A 17,336-nucleotide genomic window follows, 5' to 3' on the forward strand; every position below is an offset into this window, starting at 1 on the left:
ACCATATTCATCGGCAGGCAACAGAATGTCATGTCCGCGTCACCCAAAGCGGGCTTCCCCCACAGAGGCTCGCCTCTCCCCACGAGGCGTACCTCTCCGCACAGAGGCACACCATGAGATCCTCACTCACGTCGCGACGCCGGCGCGTCGCGGCGCCCGTACTCGTCCTGTCCGCCCTGCTCACCCTGCTCGCCCTGGTCATCGTGCCCGCCGGCACCGCCAACGGAAGCACCTCGGCGTGTGCGCTCCAGGGGACGACCGGCTACACCGACGAGGGCCAGCAAACCGACTACAACCGGTTCCAGAAACCGGAGGGCACCAAGCGCGTGGGCGTGATCTACGTGGACTTCCCCGACGCCGTCGGGACCACCACGCCTCTCGATCGTTACTACAACCAAATATCCGGCGCCGCCGACTGGATGTGGAAGGCATCCAACGGCAAGGTCTGGCTGGACATGCGAGCCCCATACGGCAACTGGGTGCGCATGCCGAAGAACTCCACCGACTACAACTGGGCGCGCGGGTTCTCCTGGGACACACACCGGGTATATCTGAAGGACGCGCTCGCCGGTGCCGCCGCCGCAGGCGTCAACCTCGCCAACTACGACATGTTCTACATCGTGCCGACCAGCACCGCGGCCGCGATCACCCACACCCCCACCTGGGTCCAGGACCCCGCCAACCCGACCTGGGTCTGGAACAAGGCGACGAACGCCTGGGTGATGATCAAGTGGGCGGTGACCTTCGGACAGGACATGTGGCACTGGGGCTACAAGGTCGCCGACCACGAGACCGGTCACACCTTCGGTCTGCCCGACCTCTACGCCTTCAACGGCGAACAGCACCAGTACGTCGGCGGCTGGGACGTCATGGGCAAGGTGAGCGGCTCGGCCCCGCAGTTCCTCGGCTGGCACGCGTGGAAGCTCGGATGGATCACCGACAGCCAGGTCTCCTGCCTGTCCACGAACGGCACGTACTCCACCAACCTGAACGGGGTGGAATACGGGGGCAGCGGCTACAAGCTGGCGGTGATCAAGACCAGCGCCACCACGGCCTACGTCGCCGAGTCCCGCAAGGCCGCCAACAACGACTCCAACGCCTGCACCACCGGCGTACTGATCTACAAGGTCGACACCTCGGCTGCCAGCGGCAGCGGGCCGGTCCGCGTGGTGAGCAACCCGAAAGCCTCCGCACCCACCGGGAACTGCACCGCGCTGGACATGCAGACCTGGAAACCCGGCCAGACATTCCAAGACGACACCGCCCGCATCCGGATCCACGTGAACAGCTCCGACGCGTACAACGACATCGTCTGGACCTACAAGTGGTGACCGCATAGCGTGAAATGTCTCGGGGGCTGCCCACCGGGAGTCGGCAGGCAGCCCCCGCCCGGGAAGTGGCACGGCCCTCGGACCCTCCCCCACGGGCAATTGCGGATGGGGTGGCCCCGGACGGTGGTGCAGGTGTCGGTGCCGGGTCCGCCGTTCAGCGTGTCCGAACCGCTGCCGCCGTTCAATGCGTCCTTCCCGGGTCGGCCGTCGACCCTGTCGTCGTCGGAACTCGCGTACACGGCGTCATCGCCGCCGCGCGCTGACGGTGTCGCCGCCCGCCGAGGCCGCAGATCACATCAGGACGGCCCGTGCCGACGCCCTCGCCCGACAGGGGCCGCCTGTCACGGAGGTTGGCGGCACAGTCCCAGATGCCGGTATCGGTGATCTCATGGCTGGACGCGGTCGTGTTCCGGTCGTCGAGCATCGCGTAGGGAGCATGGAGCGCGAGGTGTGAGCCGCCGCGGTCGCGGGCGAGCGGCGCCGTCCCGGCGGCCAGTCCGCCACCGGCGCTGCCGCCGTGGAGCACCGGCCGGTCCGGGTCGACGTCGAGGACCGTGGCGTTGCGGGACACGTACAGCAGTGCCACGTCGCACCTCTGCGGCTTCACCTTCCTGTCGCGCTGAAGGAGTTCGTGACTGAGCCCGGCTCTTTGCCTGTGCGCTTGCGACGCGGCTGGGGGTAGCCGGTGTTCATCGGCGCGTGGCGACAGCCCGCACTGAGGATTGACGCGGCAGGCATCAGCACGGTGCACCGGTACGGCGTCGAGACCACTTCCTGGGCGGACCTCGACGCGGTCCAGTTCACGCCGAACCGGGGTGTCCTGGTGCTACGCATGCGTGCAGGTGCCGCTCTTCCGGGGAAGGGCCGCGTGTTGAACCGGCCCATGCCCGTGCCCTACTACGCCCTGGGGAACGGTCTCCGGCCCCGGCGGCGGCGTGAGCACCACGACCTCATCGTCGCCGCGGTCCAGCGCTTCGCCCCCGGCATGTACACCGACGAACCATGGCGGCCGCGCAAGATCCACCGCAAGGGAGCAGCGTCGCGGCCTGCTCCGTAGCCCCACGCCTCAAGGGAACTTGTACCCGGTACGTTCCTTGAGGGAAATCGAGTCGCAGTTCTGGTGAGCGGAGGAGGGAGAAACTGGTGGTTGCTCAGCATATCGCGCTCGACTCACCGTCCCCCGAGGCGGTCGATGGCCGCCAGATCAGGGCCGTTGCCTTCCAAGGCGTACGTATGGAATATCTGACGGGTGCTCTGGAGAGACACAGCCTGACCGCTGCGGGCGGCAGGCGGGCTCTGGTTGTGGGGAGCGGCCGCGGGCTGCTGGCGCGGGGCCTGGGGCGCCTGGGGTTCGACGTCGTCGCCGTCGATCCGTCCCCCAGCGCGACTGCGATGGCTCAAGAGGCGGACAGGTGCGAGGGGCCCGGCATCACGTACAAGACCGCGGCGGCCGAGGAACTGGGCTTCGAGGACGCGGAGTTCGACCTCGCATACTACGCCGATACCTTCGAGATCACTCCGCGCCTTCGGTGGGTGCTGGGAGAGGCCGCCCGGGTGCTCAAGCCTGGTGGCATCCTCGTCTATGACACCGTCAACCGCACCTTGCTGTCCCGGCTGGTCTACCTCGGCGCGTTCCAGGCGCTGCCCATGACCCGGATCATGCCTCCGGGACGGTATGCGGCGGCACGGCTGCGGACCCCGCGCGCACTTGCCGAGATGCTGGAGCGCAATGGCCTGATCAACGAAGACATCTGCGACTTCAGACCCAAGGACCCGCGCAACCTCGTCAAGGCTGTCCTCGCCCGCCGGCGCGGTCAGATCACCGACGAGGAGATCGCACCGCTCGTCGACTTCGTCCTCGCGCCTGACAGCCGACCGGCCGTCACCTACCTGGGGCACGCCCGTAGACTCTGATGGGGGGGGTACGGCGATATGCCCGCCGCACCCAGCCGCAAACCGCTGCGGGTCCACACCGTCCTCTACGACGGCGTGGAGGAGCAGGACTTCGCCGGCCCGGTCGAGGTCTTCGGCATCCTCGGCCACGACGGCCGGATCGAGCAGACCTTCGTCACCGCCCAGGGCCCGCGCACCGTGACCACCTCGGCCGGCATGGAGATCGTGATACGCGCCCCTTGGTCCCCGCGCTCGGCCGACCTGCTCGTCGTACCCGGCGGCGGCTACGGCGAGGGCTCGGGACTCGACGAACAGATCCGGCGGGGCGTCCTGCCCAAGGCACTGGCCGCCGCCCGTAGGCCCGGCCTGACCCTGGCGGGAGTCTGCTCCGGGACCATGCTGCTGTCCGCCGCCGGGATCACCGCAGGACGGCCCTGCACGACCCGCCACGTCGCCCAGCAGGACCTGCTGGCGTAGGGCGGGAAGGTGGTCGACGGCCGGGTCGTCGACGACGGTGATCTGGTCACCTGCGGCGGAGTCACCTCAGGAATCGACCTGGGGCTCTGGCTCGTCGAGCGCTTCTTCGGCCCGCAGAGTGCGGTGTTCGCCGAGACCGTGCTCGAGTACGAACGACGCGGCACCGTCTGGCGGTCCGCTAGCTGATCGAATCCACGAAGTTCAGCGAATCGTAGGCGGTTAGAGCGCGCAGGGCCGGCGGCCGCCTGCTCGACCGCGGCCCATGCCGCCTGCCCGCCGCCGCTGCCACCATCGCCATCACCATCCACAAAGAGACGAGGTCAGCAGTGACCCGGTTGATTCCCCGGCTCGTCATGGGCCTGGCCGCGGCGCACTTCGCGGTCGCCCTGATCGCATCGAGCACCTTCGACGACCTGGCCGCCGACGGATTCTGGAACGCCGTTCCCGGCAAGCCGCAGCGCGAATACGAGATGTGGTTCTTTCTCGCCGGGTTCGGCCTGCTTGCCCTAGGCACCCTGAGCCGGCGCATCGTCCGCGACACCGGCAGACTCCCGGCACAACTGGGCTGGTACCTGCTCGCCACTGGCGTACCGCTGCAGATCCTCTACCCCGTATCCGGCGCGCCCGGGCTGATCGTGCTCGGGGTACTGGCTCTGCTCACTTCCCGGCAGGATGCACAGGCCACGACAGCAGCAGAAGCGGCAGAGCACGGCCCGCGACCTTCGTAGGCGGTGGAGCTCACCGGCTGCTCAAGCCATACGGAGTCGTTCTCACCTGGTACAGCGGGTAACGACGGTGCCTCGGAGACCGTGAGGCCCCTCCGATCCAACCTGACGGCGCCTCAGGGAAGTCAGCAACGGGTCAGCATGAGTCCTGGAAGACCTGGGGACAGCTGACCGAAGATGCGAATCGTTGTAGGCTACTGGGACCGCCCTTGACCTGCGGAATGCAGGCAGGGAGCAGACATTCCGGGAGTTATTCCATGCTTCGCACCATGTTCAAGTCCAAGATCCACCGGGCCACCGTGACGCAGGCCGACCTCCACTACGTCGGGTCCGTGACCATCGATGCCGACCTGCTCGACGCCGCCGATCTGCTGCCCGGGGAGCTCGTCCACATCGTGGACATCACCAACGGGGCCCGGCTCGAGACGTACGTCATCGAGGGGGAGCGCGGGTCCGGGGTGATCGGGATCAACGGTGCCGCCGCGCACCTCGTGCATCCCGGGGACCTGGTCATTCTCATCAGCTACGCGCAGGTCGAGGATGCCGAGGCGCGCGCGCTGAAGCCGCGGGTGGTTCACGTGGACGGGGACAACCGGATCGTGGAGCTGGGGGCGGATCCTTCCGCGCCGGTGCCGGGTACGGACCAGGAGCGCAGCCCGCATTCGGTGGCTGTCTGAGCTGAGGGAGTGGCCGTGGCGATCGAGCTGGTGGACGAGCGGAAGGCCGGACGGCTGCTGGCCGTCGAGGACCGCAGGGTGGTCGGGTTCATCGCGTACTTCGTGCTCGCCGCGGAGCCCCACGCCCTGGTGGCGGTGCACACCGTCGTCGAGCCCGGGCAAGAGGGGCGGGGGATCGGCGGGGAGCTCGTGAAACGGTTCTACGCGATGGCCGGGGACGAGGGGGTGGCCGTGGTGCCGCTCTGTCCTTATGCCGCCGCCTGGGCGACGAGGCATCCCGAGCTGGCGCCCGAGGCGCCGGGCGACGTGGTCGCGGCCGCGCGGGCGCAGCTGGAGCAGGACGCCGAGCTGTGGTGAGCGGGCTGACGCTGCTGCACACCTCCGCGGCGCACGTGCCGGTCTTCGACGCCCTGAGGGACGCGGGGCATCCGGGGGTCGTACTGCGCCACCTGGTGGTCCCGGAGCTGCTGGAGCGGGCCCGGGCCCTGGGGCCGGAGGCCGTGGTGCCGGAGCTGCTCGGGCTGCTTCGGGAGGCCGGCGGCCCCGTGCTGGTCACCTGCTCCAGCATCGGGGCGGTCGCGGAGGACCTGGCCCCGGAGCTCCCGTTCCCGGTGCTCCGGGTGGACCGGCCGATGGCGGCCGAGGCCGTCCGTACGGGTCCGCGGGTCGCCGTACTGGCGACCGTGGAGTCGACCTTCGGCCCGACCGGGGCGCTGCTGGCCGAGGAGGCCGGCGAGCGGCCCCTGTCCGTCCGTGCGCACCTCGTGCCCGGGGCCTGGGACCGCTTCGCGGCCGGTGACCTCGACGGCCATTCGGCCGTGGTGGCCGAGGCGGTGGACGCCGTCACGGACGCCGACGTCATCGTCCTGGCCCAGGTCTCCATGGCCGGGGCCGTCGGGCTCGCGCGGACCCGGGTGCCCGTGCTGGCCAGCCCGGCCCTGGGGCTGGCCGCCGCGCTCGCCGGGGGGCGTACCGGCTGAGATCGGGGGAAGGTGGGCGGTATGGTGCGAAACCTTGAGCAGACTCAGCCGCCCGTACCCGACCCCGGGCCGGCTCCCGATCCGTTCCCGCCGCTGCCGGAACCCGGCCCCGTGCCGCGCCCGGTGCCCCCGGTGCCGGGGCCCTTCCCCGAGCCCGACCCGGTGCCCCCGCCGCCCGGGCCCGCGCCGATCCCGCAGCCGGGGCCGCTGAGCTGACCGCCGCCGCGCCTCGGTCCAGCAGCTCGCGCAGCAGCCGCGCCGACGGCAGCGCCGGGCTCAGACAGGCGTGCTCTCGCGGCGGTGCTCGACGACGGCCGGCATCTCGCGCAGCGTGCTCCGGGCCTCCTCCCGCAGACCCGCGTGGTGCTGGGCCTGCTTCGGCACCCCCGGGTGCGGCGGGAGCCGGAGACGGGTCCGGGGCGGGCGCAGGGGGGCCGGGGCGGACCGCATCAGGCGATGCCTCCGCCTCGCGGCCCGAGTGCGTCAGGGCCCGGCCCTCCGGGAGGCGCAGCGGGCCGCGCGCCCTCGCCGCCGCAGGCCAGGGCGGTGCCGACCTCGCCCTCCCGGGCGACCAGGACCGCGTCCACGTAGAGGGCGAAGGCGCGGTCGGAGGGCCGGCTGTCGTACGCGGTCAGGTGGAGCAGCTGCCGGCGCCGCTCGGTGACGGTCGCCCCGTCGCCGGCGAGCCAGGGGAGGCGTCGTACGAACGGCACGAGACGCGCGGGTCGTGCTGGACGGTCCGGGCCGGGGAGTGGCCCTCGTGTGCGAAGCGGTCCGCGGCCCCCACCGCCGCCTCCAGGTCGGCGAGCGCCTCGGCAGCCGGCCGCGGACGTGCAGCACGATGCCCTCGCCGTAGGCCGCGCCGGGCACCGCGACCGGGTGTTTGGTCCGGCCGGCGATCGTGCGCAGCAGGCCGGAGAACCGGCGGGAGCCGTCGTACCGCCCGGTGACCCCGAGGCCCCGTCGGTGCCGTGGGCGCTGCGCGCGGGGACGTGACGGACGGGGAAACCGTCATGGATCCACGGATTCGCCGGACCCCGGACGCAGGACTGTGCGATCGTCAACTCACGCCGCCCTACGGCTGGTTGTCGCCCTTGTCAGCTCATCGGGCCGCCGTTAGGTTGTGCGGTTCCTGATGTCTTTTAGGGGGCTCCCATGGGTGTACGGGGCCGGCACCGCCGGTACCAGCCGAGCAGCATCAACCGGGCCTCGCTCGTCGTCACCGCAGGTGGCGCCGGGATCGCGCTCCCCCTCATCGGCGCCACGGACGCGCAGGCCGCCTCCGTGGACACCTGGAACAAGGTCGCCGCCTGCGAATCCACCAACAACTGGCAGATCAACAACGGCAACGGCTACTACGGCGGCCTCCAGTTCAGCCAGAGCACCTGGCGCGAATTCGGCGGCACCGCCTACGCCCCGCGCGCCGACCTCGCCACCAAGGCCCAGCAGATCGCGGTCGCCGAGAAGGTGCTCAAGGGGCAGGGCCCCCGGGCCTGGCCCGCGTGCGGCCCGCAGGCCGGACTCAGCCGCAGCGGGCCGGCGCCCGTCATCGACGCCAAGGCCCCCGCGAAGCCGGCGGCCGCGCCCGCCGCCAAGCCCTCGGCCAAGCCCTCGGCCAAACCGTCGGCCGCACCGGCCGCGAAGCCCTCGGGGCAGGCGCACCAGGACCTGATCCAGCCGACCAAGGCCACCACCCCGACGCCCGTCACCATGCCCCGCCCGACCGGCACCTCCGTCCTGCCCAGCCCGTACGTGGTCGCCCCCGGGGACTCCCTCTCGACGATCGCCTCCGAGCAGCACGTGGAGGGCGGCTGGCAGGCCCTGTACGAGACGAACCGGTCCACCGTCGGCGGCAACCCGAACCTGATCTTCCCGGGCCAGCGGCTCACCCTCAGGATCACCACCGCACCGCCCGCGCAGAACCCCGAGAAGCCGCCGCGCACCGCCGAGCCGGTCAAGCCCGTGGAACCGGCCGCTCCCAAGCCGGAGCAGTCCAAGCCGGCCGAGAAGCCGAAGCCCCAGCCCGAGCAGTCCAAGCCCGCCGAGAAGCCCAAGCCCGAGCCGGCCGCCAAGCCCGCCGGCAAGCCCGTCTCAGCGGAGCAGAAGCCCGCCTCGGGCGGCGGTGCCTTCACCGCCCCCGTCGACGCCGGCATCGGCACCGCCTACCGCGTCGCGGGATCCTCCTGGTCCAGCGGCTACCACACCGGCGTCGACTTCCCGGTGCCCACCGGAACCAGCGTCAAGGCCGTCGGACCCGGCACGATCGAGTCGGCCGGCTGGGCCGGGGCCTACGGCTACCAGGTCGTCATCAAGCACGCCGACGGCCGCTACTCCCAGTACGCCCACCTGTCCGCGCTCGGCGTCAAGGCCGGCCAGCAGGTCTCCGGCGGCCAGCGGATCGGCCGCTCCGGCTCGACCGGCAACTCCAGCGGCCCGCACCTGCACTTCGAGATGCGCAGCGCCCCCGGCTACGGCTCCGACATCGACCCCCTGAAGTACCTCCGGAACAAGGGCGTCGGAATCTGACCCCCGCACGTGCGGCGGCACGGCCGTGAGCAGGACCAGGCCGGCCGCCGCCAGCGCGCCGCTCGCCAGCGCCGCCACCGCCCCGGCGGTCCCGTACCGGAAGCCCTCGTCGAACAGCGAGATCCCGACCGCGGCCGCGACCACCGGGTTGACCACGGTCACCGTGGCCAGCGGCGCGGTCAGGCCCGCGCCCCGGTAGGCCGCCTGCGACAGCAGCAGCCCGCCGGCCGCCAGTACGGCGATCGCCACCAGGTCCGGCCACAGGGCGCCGAGCGCCCCCGGCGAGAAGCCCTCGGCCACCGACTTGGTGAACACCGAGCCCATCCCGAAGGCCGTACCGGCCGCCGCGGCCAGCAGCACGCTGCGCAGCACCGCCCGGCGCATCCGCCCCGCCGCCAGGACCAGCACCGCCGCCCCGGCCGCCGTCACCGCCAGCAGCAGGCTCCGCTCACCGCCCGCCAGGGCCTGCCGCCCCGCCCCTTCCCCGCCGGTCAGGGCCAGCAGCCCGGCCAGGCCCGCCGTCGCCAGCAGCGCCCCGCGCCACGCGGCCGCGCCCGCCCGGCGCCCCACGCACACGGCCGCCATCGGGAGCGCGAAGACGATGGTCAGCGCACCCAGCGGCTGCACCAGGCTCAGCGGCCCGAACGCCAGCGCCACCACGTGCAGCAGCGCCCCGAGGCCGTTCAGCGCGACCGCCGCCCACCAGCCGGCGCGGCGCAGCGGCGCGTAGGGGCGGTCCGGCGAACTCGCCGCCACGTGTTCCTGGACGATCGCGCCGCCCGCGTACGCGACGGCGGAGACCAGGCAGAGCAGAACCGACAGGGCCAGGGCACTCATGAGATCCACCATGCCCCAAAGGGGCGCGCCGTTCATCCGCCCGCAGGCCCCTTGATCGCGGGCCGAGTCATCCTCCTGGCATACACCAGCGGGAGTACGCGCAAGCCGCCCGAGGGGGACGAAGGGCCTTGATCCCCTGCATACCGTGACAGGTCCCTCGCGGTCCGTGCATCGGGCGGCAACGGGTTTGGTCCCGGGCGTGTCGGATCCGTACAGTTTCCGTTTTGGGGACTTCCGCAGCAGGCGGACGCGGACGAGCGAACAAGGAACGGCAGCGGCCATGACGGTGACCGAAGACAACCACGCATACGGGCCGGGCATCGACCCCGAGCGCCTCGCCGTCTGCCTCAGCGTGCTCGACGAGCTCGACAAGATCGACGTCGACCACCCCGACGCCATCACCGTACGCCGCGCCACCGCCGGCATCTACCGCACGGTGAAGCAGCGCCGCCGCCAGGAGCGCCGCGCCGCCAAGACCGCCAACGACAAGGCCGTCACCGAGGCGACCGCGACCGGCTCCGCCGAGCGCATCGACGACGAGACCGAGGGCATCCTGCCCTCCTCCGTCACCGAGGCCGGCCGGATCGCCGGGATACTCCAGCGCCCGCGCTCCTGCTACGTCTGCAAGACGCGGTACGTCGAGGTCGACTACTTCTACCACCAGCTCTGCCCGGGCTGCGCCGCCGAGAACCGAGCCAAGCGGGAGGCCCGCGCGGACCTCTCCGGCAAGCGCGCGCTGCTCACCGGCGGCCGGGCCAAGATCGGCATGTACATCGCGCTGCGGCTGCTGCGCGACGGCGCGCACACCACGATCACCACCCGCTTCCCCAAGGACGCCATCCGCCGCTTCAAGGCGATGGAGGACTCGGCGGACTGGATGCACCGCCTGGAGGTCGTCGGCATCGACCTGCGCGACCCGGCCCAGTCCGTGGCGCTCGCCGACCAGGTGGCCGCGGCCGGTCCGCTCGACATCCTGATCAACAACGCGACGCAGACCGTGCGCCGTCTCCCCACCGCGTACGCCGCGCTCGTCGAGGGGGAGAGCGCCCCGCTGCCGGCCGGCGAGCTCCCCGCCCACCACGTCATCGGCGCCTTCAACTCGGGTGCGGTCGACGGTCTGGCGGCGCTGCCCGTCGGCGTCAGCGGGCTGGAGGCCCAGAAGGTCGCGGACCTCGCCCTGGTCGCGGGCAACGCCAGCCTGGAGCGGCACCTCGCCGGCACCGCCATCGACGCGGGCGGCCTGCTGCCCGACGTCGTCGACAGCAACACCTGGGTGCAGACCATCGACCAGATCTCCCCGGTCGAGCTGCTGGAAACCCAGCTGTGCAACTACACGTCGCCGTTCATCCTGATCAGCGCGCTCCGGCCGGCCATGGCCGACGCCGCCCGCAAGGCGGCCAGCGGGCGCGCGTACGTCGTCAACGTCTCGGCGATGGAGGGCGTCTTCAGCCGCGGCTACAAGGGCGCCGGGCACCCGAACACCAACGCGGCCAAGGCCGCGATGAACATGGTGACGCGGACCAGCGGCCAGGAGATGTTCCAGACCGACCGCATCCTGATGACCTCCGTCGACACCGGCTGGATCACCGACGAGCGCCCGCACTTCGACAAGCTGCGCCTCGCCGAGGAGGGCTTCCACGCCCCCCTCGACCTGGTCGACGGCGCCGCCCGCGTCTACGACCCGGTCGTCCGGGGCGAGGCGGGCGAGGACCTCTACGGGGTCTTCCTGAAGGACTACGCCCCCGCCAACTGGTAAACGGCCCACGAGGGGCCGGCCGTCCCGCCGGGACGGCCGGCCCCTCACTCGTACGGGCGAACCGTCCCGTGGATTCCGCAGGCCCCCGCCGCGACCAGTTCCAGCAGCGGCCGCCAGTCCTCCACCACCCCGGCGTCCAGGCCCGACGTGCCGCCCGACCGCACCGCCTGGCGCAGCGCCTCTGCCGCCCCGTCCCCGGCCGCGTCCGGCCCGTCGGGCCTCGTCAGGCGGGCCACCCGGTCGCCCAGCAGGGGGCGGACCGCCTCGGCCGCGTCGCCCCCCTGGGCCGACAGCAGCGGGCCCAGGAAGTGGACCAGCCCGGCCACTTGGAGCTCCTTGTCGAAGGGGTGCGAGCGGCGGAGCAGGGCGGCCGTCTGGAGCCCCGGGCCGCCCCGGTGCGCGTGCAGGAGTTCCATCAGCTGGTCGACACTGTCGATCGTGGGCAACCCCGACATAGCCACAACGGCTCCCTCCGTCGTCCGCGCGCACGCGCCACCGCCGACGAGCAGATCAGCCCCGGCGGACACGCCGACGTACGACTTCCTGAACTCGGGGCGAAAACAAGCGGTCCAGCGCGGATTTTACCGTTCCATCGAGCGGACCCCCGCTCATATGTGTACCCTAAGGCGCAAGGAGCCCCACCCGGGCACCGCTCCACCAAGGCGCCACCGCGTCCGGACGAACCTCTGAATTCCCCTATCCGGCGCGCGGTCCCGCCCGCCGGGTTACGCCACACAAGGGAGTGCGCGGTGACTGAGACCAAGAAGACCGACCCGACTCTGGAGCTCCCGGGACGGGGGGCGACCACGCGGTCCGACGAACTCGGCAGCCTTGAGGTCTGGGCGCGCTCCGCACCCATCCGGCTGGCCGGCTACGAGGATGACCTGGCGGAGCCGCACATCCTGCCCGGCATCGACTGACGGCCGTACACCGGCCCCCGGCTCCGGCCCCGGCTCCACGGCGAGAACGCGCCCCCGCGCCCCACGGCGACGGGGGCGCGGCGCGTGCGCACCGCACCGCCGCGGTTCCCGAAGGACCTACGCCGTCAGCGTCATCGCTGTGGGCGATCACGTCTTCCGCAGCCGGACCGTGCCCGGCAGGGTCGGGGGCATGAGACTCCTGATGCTGGGTGGGACCGAATTCGTCGGGCGCGCGATCACCGAGGACGCCCTGGACCGGGGCTGGGAAGTGACCGTCTTCCACCGGGGGCACCACGCGCCCCCGCCGGGAACCGCCGCGCTGCACGGGGACCGCACCGCCCCCGGCGGGCTCGCCGCCCTCGCCGAGGGGGAGTGGGACCTCGTCGTCGACACCTGGGGCGGCGCCCCCACGGCCGTGCGCGACACCGCCCGCCTGCTCGCGGGCCGGGCCCCGCACTACGCGTACATCTCCAGCTGTTCGGTGTACACCTACCCCGCGCCCGCCGGCCACGCCGAGGACGCCCCGGTGGTCGAGGGCTCGCCCGACGCCGGTGAGACCGCCTACGCCGAGGACAAGCGGGGCGCCGAGCTCGCCGCCCTCGACGCCTTCGGCGACCGCGCCCTGCTCGTGCGCGCCGGGCTGATCCTCGGCCCCTACGAGAACGTCGGCCGGCTGCCCTGGTGGCTGGACCGCACCGCCCGCGGCGGCCCGATGCTCGCCCCCGGCCCGCGCGACCTGCCGCTCCAGTACATCGACGTGCGCGACCTCGCGGACTGGACCCTGGACGCCGCCGGGGCCGGGCTCGGCGGGGCCTACAACCTGGTCTCCCCGACCGGCCACGCCACCATGGGCAGCCTCCTGGACGCCTGCGCCACCGCCACCGGCGGCACGCCCGAGCTGCACTGGACCGGCGCGGCCGCGATCCAGGAGGCCGGGATCGAGCCCTGGACGGAACTGCCGGTCTGGCTCCCCGAGGGCGAACTGCACGACTACATGTTCGGCGGTGACGTCACCAAGGCCCTGGAGGCCGGCCTGACCTGCCGGCCGGTCGAGGAGACCGTCGCCGACACCTGGGCCTGGCTCCGCTCGATCGGCGGGGTCGCCCCGCAGCGCCCCGACCGCCCGCGGAAGGGGATCTCCGCGGAACGGGAGGCGGCCCTACTCGGGCTCTGACGAGGCGGCCTCCGTGAGGCGGGTCGGCGGCAGGTACTCGCGCAGCAGCCGGCGGTGCCACCAGGCGCCCGTCTCGCGCAACTCCCGCCACGTGGTGAACCGGTAGCGGTACAGCCTGGCCCGTACGAAGCGCGGCGGGGCGTCCGGGAACGGATTGTGGCGGATCAGCCGCAGCGTGTCCCGGTCGCCCGCCAGCAGCCGCTCCACGAACGGCCCGAACCAGTCCCGGGCGTAGCCGGGGGAGAGGGCCGCGAACCACATCAGCCAGTCGAGCCTGAGGTGGTACGGGGCGAACTGGCGGGGGATGCGGCGGAGTTCGCCCGGCTTGCCCTTGAAGCCGTACTCGCGCCAGTCCCCGTCCTCGCGGGGGACGCGGTCGGCGGTGCCCTCGACCACCACCTCGTCGCGGATCCGGCCGACGGTGCCGAAGGCCCCGTAGGTGTTGACCAGGTGCAGGGAGTCGAAGGAGCGGTTCATCACCTGGCGGCGCGAGACCATGTTGGCCACCGGGTGCCGGCTCAGCGCCAGCACCAGCGCGGTCACCGCGCACACCAGGACCGCGTACCAGACGGGCGCCCCGCGCGAGGCGGCGGCGGGCGGCGGGCCGGCGATCCCCGTGAAGTCCACCGCCGAGAGGGCGAGCGTGATCGTCAGCCAGTTCAGCCAGGCGAAGTTCCCGGACAGCACCAGCCACAGCTGGGTGGCCACCATGATCCCGGCCGCGTACGAGGCCACCGGCTGCGGGGTGAACAGCAGTACCGGCACCACCAGTTGGGTGAAGTGGTTCGCCGCGCACTCCACCCGGTGCAGCCGCTTCGGCAGGTGGTGGAAGAACCAGCTCAGCGGGTTCGGCATCGGCTGCGTCTCGTGGTGGTGGTAGAGGCAGGTCAGCCGGCGCCAGCAGACGTCGCCCCGCATCTTGATCAGCCCGGCGCCGAACTCCACCCGGAACAGCACCCACCGCAGCAGCCACAGCACCAGCACGGGCGGCCCGGCCCGGGCGTTGCCGAGGAAGACGGCGAGGAAACCGACCTCCAGCAGCAGGGACTCCCAGCCGAAGGAGTACCAGGTCTGGCCGACGTTGACGATGGACAGGTACAGCAGCCACAGCAGCGCCCACATCCCCATGGCGGCACCCAGCGGCACCAGGTCCCCCGCCCCGGCGGCCAGCGCCGCGGCCACGGCCGCCCCGGCCCAGGCGCAGGAGGCGAAGAGCCGGTCGGAGTAGCGCAGCTGGAACAGGCTCGGGGCGCGGCGGAAGGGCACGTACCGCACGTAGCGCGGGACGGGCAGCATGCCGTGCGCCCCGATCAGGGCCCGGAACTGCAGGGCGGCCCCGACGAAGGCGAAGACGTAGACACCGGCCAGGGCCCGCTGGAAGACCAGCCGGCCCAGCCAGTAGCCGGGCGCTGTGAACCAGTCCATCCCCTCCAGTATCAGCCGCGGGCGGCCAGGGCGCGCAGGTGGCGGCCGAGCAGCCGGGCGTAGCCCCGCTGGAGCACGGGGACGAGCGGCCCCGCGAGGCGGGTGTACCAGGCGGTGGGGCGGCTGAAGGCGGTGACCTCGAACCACACGGTCCCGTCGGCGGCGAGTTCCACCAGGAAGGACTCCTCCCCGCATTCGGGATGCCCGGTGAGGGTCCCGTACGCGAAGCCGGCCCGGTCGGGACCCTCCGGGGTCCAGATCACCTCGCACGGCACGGTGATCCGCAGCGGGCCGACGCCGAGGCCGATCTCCACCCGGGCGCCCGGGACGGCCGGCCCGTCCGCCCGGACGCTCGCCCCGGTCGCCCGGTGCGCGCCGAAGGCGGTGACGGCCGCGCCGGCCGCCTCGAACACCGCGCGGCCGTGCCCGATCCGGGTGCGGTAGTGGAGGTGGTGGTAGCCGTCGGGCAGCGGCCGCCGCAGCGTCGCGCCGCGGTCGGGGTAGTTGAGGACGGGCCGGGCGGCGTTGATGAGACGGGTCATGGCGGGATCTCCGATCGGGCTGGTGCGGGCGGCGGTCATCCGTGCCGCGCGGGGTGGCGGTCAGGGGGCGGCCGGCGTGAGCCGGGCCCCGGCGGTCCGGGGCGGGCGCGGCGGTGCGGTCCCGGGTGAGACGGCGCCAGGCCAGCAGCGAGCACAGGGCGAAGCCGAGCGCGTTGCCGAGGCCGTGGGTGGCGGCCATCCAGGTCAGGGTGGGGTGGACGATCCCGGTGGCCTCGCCGGCCGCCCACCACAGGGCCAGCAGCATGGTCGCCACCAGCACCGCGGCCGAGGTGGCGAGCAGTGCCCCCGTGCCCCGGTCGCGTGCGCGGGGCCGGACGTCCCTCCAGGTCACCAGGGCCACGGCCCACATCCCGGCGGTCAGCACCACCGCGCCCAGCAGCTCGGCCCAGTCGTCGACGAAGTAGCCGAGCAGGACGAGCAGGGTCCCCGCCGGGACGCTGTACGCCGCCCAGCGCGCCCAGCGCCCGGCCGTCGCCGCCCGGCAGACCAGACCGGCGACCAGGGCGGCCGTGAACCCGGCGAAGTGGAAGTGCGGGACGGTCAGGGCCAGGACGTCCAGGTCGAAGCCGAACAGCCGGTACCCGGCGCGCTCGGCGACCAGGGCGCAGGCCGCCACCGAGGGCGAGGCCAGCGCGGTGAACGCGGCGGCCTCGGCGGGCGCCGGCGGGCGGGTGCGCGGCAGCCGGGCGGCGCCCCGGCAGGCCAGGGCCAGTGCGGCCGCGGCATAGAGCCCGGCGAGCACGGTGGCCGCCGGGCCGCGCGGCAGCCACAGGCACAGGGCCCCCGGAGCGGCGGCCAGGGGCCACAGCCGGGCGGCGGTCCGCAGACCGGCCGGGTCGATCAGGCGCAGGCCCACGGGGACGACCCAGCCCATCCCGAGGGTGACGATCAGGTTCACGAGTACCGTCACGACCGCTCCTTTGAACGTGTTCAACCAACGGTCCCGACCCTAAGGGTTCTGTTGAACATGTTCAATACCGAGGTGGAGGCGCTCCGGTTGCGGTGCCGCGGGACATGCGTCAGACAAGAGGGAGCAACCGGGGCGAAAAGGGAGAGCAGTGTGAACGACCTGAACGACGTGCCCGCACCGACATCCCGTCAGGAACCGCCCCGTCAGACACCGCGCCGTCACGTACCCGTCCGTACGGCCCTCTTGGCGCTCCTCGGTCTGATCGCCGCGGGCTGCTCCGGTGCCGCCCCCGAACAGACCAAGGGCCCGGTCCCCGAGAGCCTGGAGCTCACCCTCCAGCCCGTCGGAGCAGCCGGACCCGACCCGTTCACCCCCTCCTCCGCCACCGCCGAGTCGGCCCCCGTCCAGCCCCCGCTGCCCAACGCGAGCGGCCGCGGCATCCGTACGGTCGGCGCCGCCACCCCCGGCCTGTACGGGGGGACCAACCGGCTCGGCAGCTGCGACGTGGAACGCCAGGTCGCCTCCCTCACCTCCGACGACGCCAAGTCCCGCTCCTTCGCCCAGGCAGCCGGGATCGAACAGGAGAAGATCCCCGACTTCCTGCGGGCCCTCACGCCGGTGGTGCTGCGGGCCGACACCCGGGTGACCAACCACGGCTTCCGGGACGGCCGGGCCGAGGGATACCAGTCGGTGCTCCAGGCGGGGACGGCCGTACTCGTCGACGACCACGGCATGCCCCGGGTGCGCTGCGGCTGCGGCAACCCCCTCGCCGCGCCGCGCTCCGCCAAGGGCAACCCGGTGCTCAAGGGCGACCAGTGGAACGGCTACCAGCCCACCCAGGTCATCGTGATCGAGCCGACCGTCCAGGTGATCAAGAGGCTGGTCATCGTCAACATCGCCGACAACACCTGGATCGAGCGCAAGGCGGGCGACGACGGCGCCCAGGACAAGTCCCCGAGGACGGTTCCCCCCTACGACCCGGCCGACGGCATCCCGAACGCCCCCGCGACCCCGCCCGACGACCCCGCCGACCCCTGCGCCGGCGCGGACCCCGGCAACCGGCCCCGGACCACCCCGCCCTCATCCCCGCCGGCCCCGCCGGCCGGCCCCCCGGCTGCGGGGGAGCCCCCCGCCTCGGATCT

Annotated in this window: 21 protein-coding genes and 2 pseudogenes; 14 read left to right on the plus strand and 9 right to left on the minus strand. The window is 72.8% G+C overall.

The genetic code is table 11. The features are described from left to right. Positions 1 to 113 precede the first annotated feature (113 nt). A complete protein-coding gene (locus ACZ518_RS31775) occupies positions 114 to 1,331 on the plus strand; it encodes a M6 family metalloprotease domain-containing protein (RefSeq protein WP_469116485.1) in 1,218 nt (405 codons plus the stop codon). Here ACZ518_RS31775 and ACZ518_RS31780 read toward each other — a convergent pair. Then, complete coding sequence (locus ACZ518_RS31780; RefSeq protein ID WP_469116486.1) at positions 1,319 to 1,570, minus strand: hypothetical protein; 252 nt, start codon at positions 1,568 to 1,570, stop codon at positions 1,319 to 1,321. The genes ACZ518_RS31775 and ACZ518_RS31780 overlap by 13 nt on opposite strands. Further along, positions 1,513 to 1,917 carry an alpha/beta hydrolase fold domain-containing protein gene (locus ACZ518_RS31785; protein WP_469116487.1) on the minus strand — a complete coding sequence of 135 codons (405 nt, stop codon included), beginning with the start codon at positions 1,915 to 1,917 and terminating at the stop codon, positions 1,513 to 1,515. Before ACZ518_RS31785 ends, ACZ518_RS31780 begins: the two co-directional genes overlap by 58 nt. 99 nt (positions 1,918 to 2,016) lie before the next feature. Between ACZ518_RS31785 and ACZ518_RS31790 the strand changes: the two genes are divergently transcribed. The 8 genes from ACZ518_RS31790 to ACZ518_RS31825 all read left to right on the plus strand — a co-directional run bounded on the left by ACZ518_RS31790 (position 2,017) and on the right by ACZ518_RS31825 (position 6,083). Continuing rightward, entirely contained in the window at positions 2,017 to 2,388 is a 372-nt protein-coding gene (locus tag ACZ518_RS31790) for a hypothetical protein (protein ID WP_469116488.1), read from the plus strand. Between the two features lie 86 nt (positions 2,389 to 2,474). Continuing rightward, positions 2,475 to 3,245, plus strand: coding sequence for a methyltransferase domain-containing protein (locus ACZ518_RS31795; RefSeq protein WP_469116489.1), 771 nt, complete (start codon positions 2,475 to 2,477; stop codon positions 3,243 to 3,245). An 18-nt stretch (positions 3,246 to 3,263) separates the two neighbouring features. After that, positions 3,264 to 3,701: a DJ-1/PfpI family protein gene (locus ACZ518_RS31800; protein ID WP_469116490.1), complete on the plus strand. Its 438-nt coding sequence runs from the start codon at positions 3,264 to 3,266 to the stop codon at positions 3,699 to 3,701. Positions 3,702 to 3,710: 9 nt separating this feature from the next. Next, positions 3,711 to 3,887: a hypothetical protein gene (locus tag ACZ518_RS31805; RefSeq protein ID WP_469116491.1), complete on the plus strand. Its 177-nt coding sequence runs from the start codon at positions 3,711 to 3,713 to the stop codon at positions 3,885 to 3,887. A 140-nt stretch (positions 3,888 to 4,027) separates the two neighbouring features. Continuing rightward, positions 4,028 to 4,429 (plus strand): DUF6463 family protein, encoded by a 402-nt coding sequence (locus ACZ518_RS31810; protein ID WP_469116492.1) that lies wholly within the window; start codon positions 4,028 to 4,030, stop codon positions 4,427 to 4,429. 254 nt (positions 4,430 to 4,683) lie between these two features. Beyond that, on the plus strand, positions 4,684 to 5,103 hold the full coding sequence (gene panD, locus ACZ518_RS31815) for an aspartate 1-decarboxylase (RefSeq protein WP_125818283.1): 420 nt from the start codon (positions 4,684 to 4,686) through the stop codon (positions 5,101 to 5,103). A 15-nt stretch (positions 5,104 to 5,118) separates the two neighbouring features. Further along, positions 5,119 to 5,460: a GNAT family N-acetyltransferase gene (locus ACZ518_RS31820; protein WP_469116493.1), complete on the plus strand. Its 342-nt coding sequence runs from the start codon at positions 5,119 to 5,121 to the stop codon at positions 5,458 to 5,460. After that, positions 5,454 to 6,083, plus strand: coding sequence for an aspartate/glutamate racemase family protein (locus ACZ518_RS31825; RefSeq protein ID WP_469116494.1), 630 nt, complete (start codon positions 5,454 to 5,456; stop codon positions 6,081 to 6,083). The genes ACZ518_RS31820 and ACZ518_RS31825 overlap by 7 nt, the downstream gene beginning before the upstream one ends. 276 nt (positions 6,084 to 6,359) lie before the next feature. Here ACZ518_RS31825 and ACZ518_RS31830 read toward each other — a convergent pair whose 3' ends face one another. Then, on the minus strand, positions 6,360 to 6,533 hold the full coding sequence (locus ACZ518_RS31830) for a hypothetical protein (protein WP_469116495.1): 174 nt from the start codon (positions 6,531 to 6,533) through the stop codon (positions 6,360 to 6,362). Next, entirely contained in the window at positions 6,533 to 6,796 is a 264-nt protein-coding gene (locus ACZ518_RS31835) for a hypothetical protein (RefSeq protein ID WP_469116496.1), read from the minus strand. Before ACZ518_RS31835 ends, ACZ518_RS31830 begins: the two co-directional genes overlap by 1 nt. 442 nt (positions 6,797 to 7,238) lie before the next feature. On the opposite strand from ACZ518_RS31835, the gene ACZ518_RS31840 reads away from it, so the two are divergent. Beyond that, positions 7,239 to 8,609, plus strand: coding sequence for a transglycosylase family protein (locus tag ACZ518_RS31840; RefSeq protein ID WP_469116497.1), 1,371 nt, complete (start codon positions 7,239 to 7,241; stop codon positions 8,607 to 8,609). 111 nt (positions 8,610 to 8,720) lie between these two features. Here ACZ518_RS31840 and ACZ518_RS31845 read toward each other — a convergent pair. Then, positions 8,721 to 9,845: pseudogene (locus ACZ518_RS31845) on the minus strand (DMT family transporter); the annotation flags it as partial. On the opposite strand from ACZ518_RS31845, the gene ACZ518_RS31850 reads away from it, so the two are divergent. Next, complete coding sequence (locus tag ACZ518_RS31850) at positions 9,727 to 11,202, plus strand: SDR family NAD(P)-dependent oxidoreductase (protein WP_469116498.1); 1,476 nt, start codon at positions 9,727 to 9,729, stop codon at positions 11,200 to 11,202. The pseudogene ACZ518_RS31845 and the gene ACZ518_RS31850 sit on opposite strands and share 119 nt — an antisense overlap. A 44-nt stretch (positions 11,203 to 11,246) precedes the next feature. Here the strand turns inward: ACZ518_RS31850 and ACZ518_RS31855 are convergent, their stop codons facing one another. Next, a complete protein-coding gene (locus ACZ518_RS31855; protein ID WP_469116499.1) occupies positions 11,247 to 11,657 on the minus strand; it encodes a hypothetical protein in 411 nt (136 codons plus the stop codon). A gap of 294 nt (positions 11,658 to 11,951) precedes the next feature. On the opposite strand from ACZ518_RS31855, the gene ACZ518_RS31860 reads away from it, so the two are divergent. Then, entirely contained in the window at positions 11,952 to 12,122 is a 171-nt protein-coding gene (locus ACZ518_RS31860) for a hypothetical protein (protein ID WP_469116500.1), read from the plus strand. A 190-nt stretch (positions 12,123 to 12,312) separates the two neighbouring features. Next, positions 12,313 to 13,296 carry an NAD-dependent epimerase/dehydratase family protein gene (locus ACZ518_RS31865; protein ID WP_469116501.1) on the plus strand — a complete coding sequence of 328 codons (984 nt, stop codon included), beginning with the start codon at positions 12,313 to 12,315 and terminating at the stop codon, positions 13,294 to 13,296. Here ACZ518_RS31865 and ACZ518_RS31870 read toward each other — a convergent pair. The 3 genes and pseudogenes from ACZ518_RS31870 to ACZ518_RS31880 form a co-directional block, all read right to left on the minus strand. After that, on the minus strand, positions 13,282 to 14,721 hold the full coding sequence (locus ACZ518_RS31870; RefSeq protein ID WP_469116574.1) for a lipase maturation factor family protein: 1,440 nt from the start codon (positions 14,719 to 14,721) through the stop codon (positions 13,282 to 13,284). The genes ACZ518_RS31865 and ACZ518_RS31870 overlap by 15 nt on opposite strands. Before the next feature lie 11 nt (positions 14,722 to 14,732). Further along, positions 14,733 to 15,263, minus strand: a complete 531-nt coding sequence (locus ACZ518_RS31875) for a DUF1990 family protein (protein ID WP_469116575.1) — start codon at positions 15,261 to 15,263, stop codon at positions 14,733 to 14,735. Between the two features lie 220 nt (positions 15,264 to 15,483). Then, positions 15,484 to 16,158 (minus strand): annotated as a pseudogene (locus ACZ518_RS31880) (YndJ family protein); the annotation flags it as partial. Between the two features lie 186 nt (positions 16,159 to 16,344). Here ACZ518_RS31880 and ACZ518_RS31885 point away from each other — a divergent pair. Next, positions 16,345 to 17,336: DUF6777 domain-containing protein (locus ACZ518_RS31885; protein ID WP_469116502.1), on the plus strand; the 992-nt coding region annotated here is incomplete at its 3' end.

Source organism: Streptomyces sp. NPDC033966 (assembly GCF_055575955.1).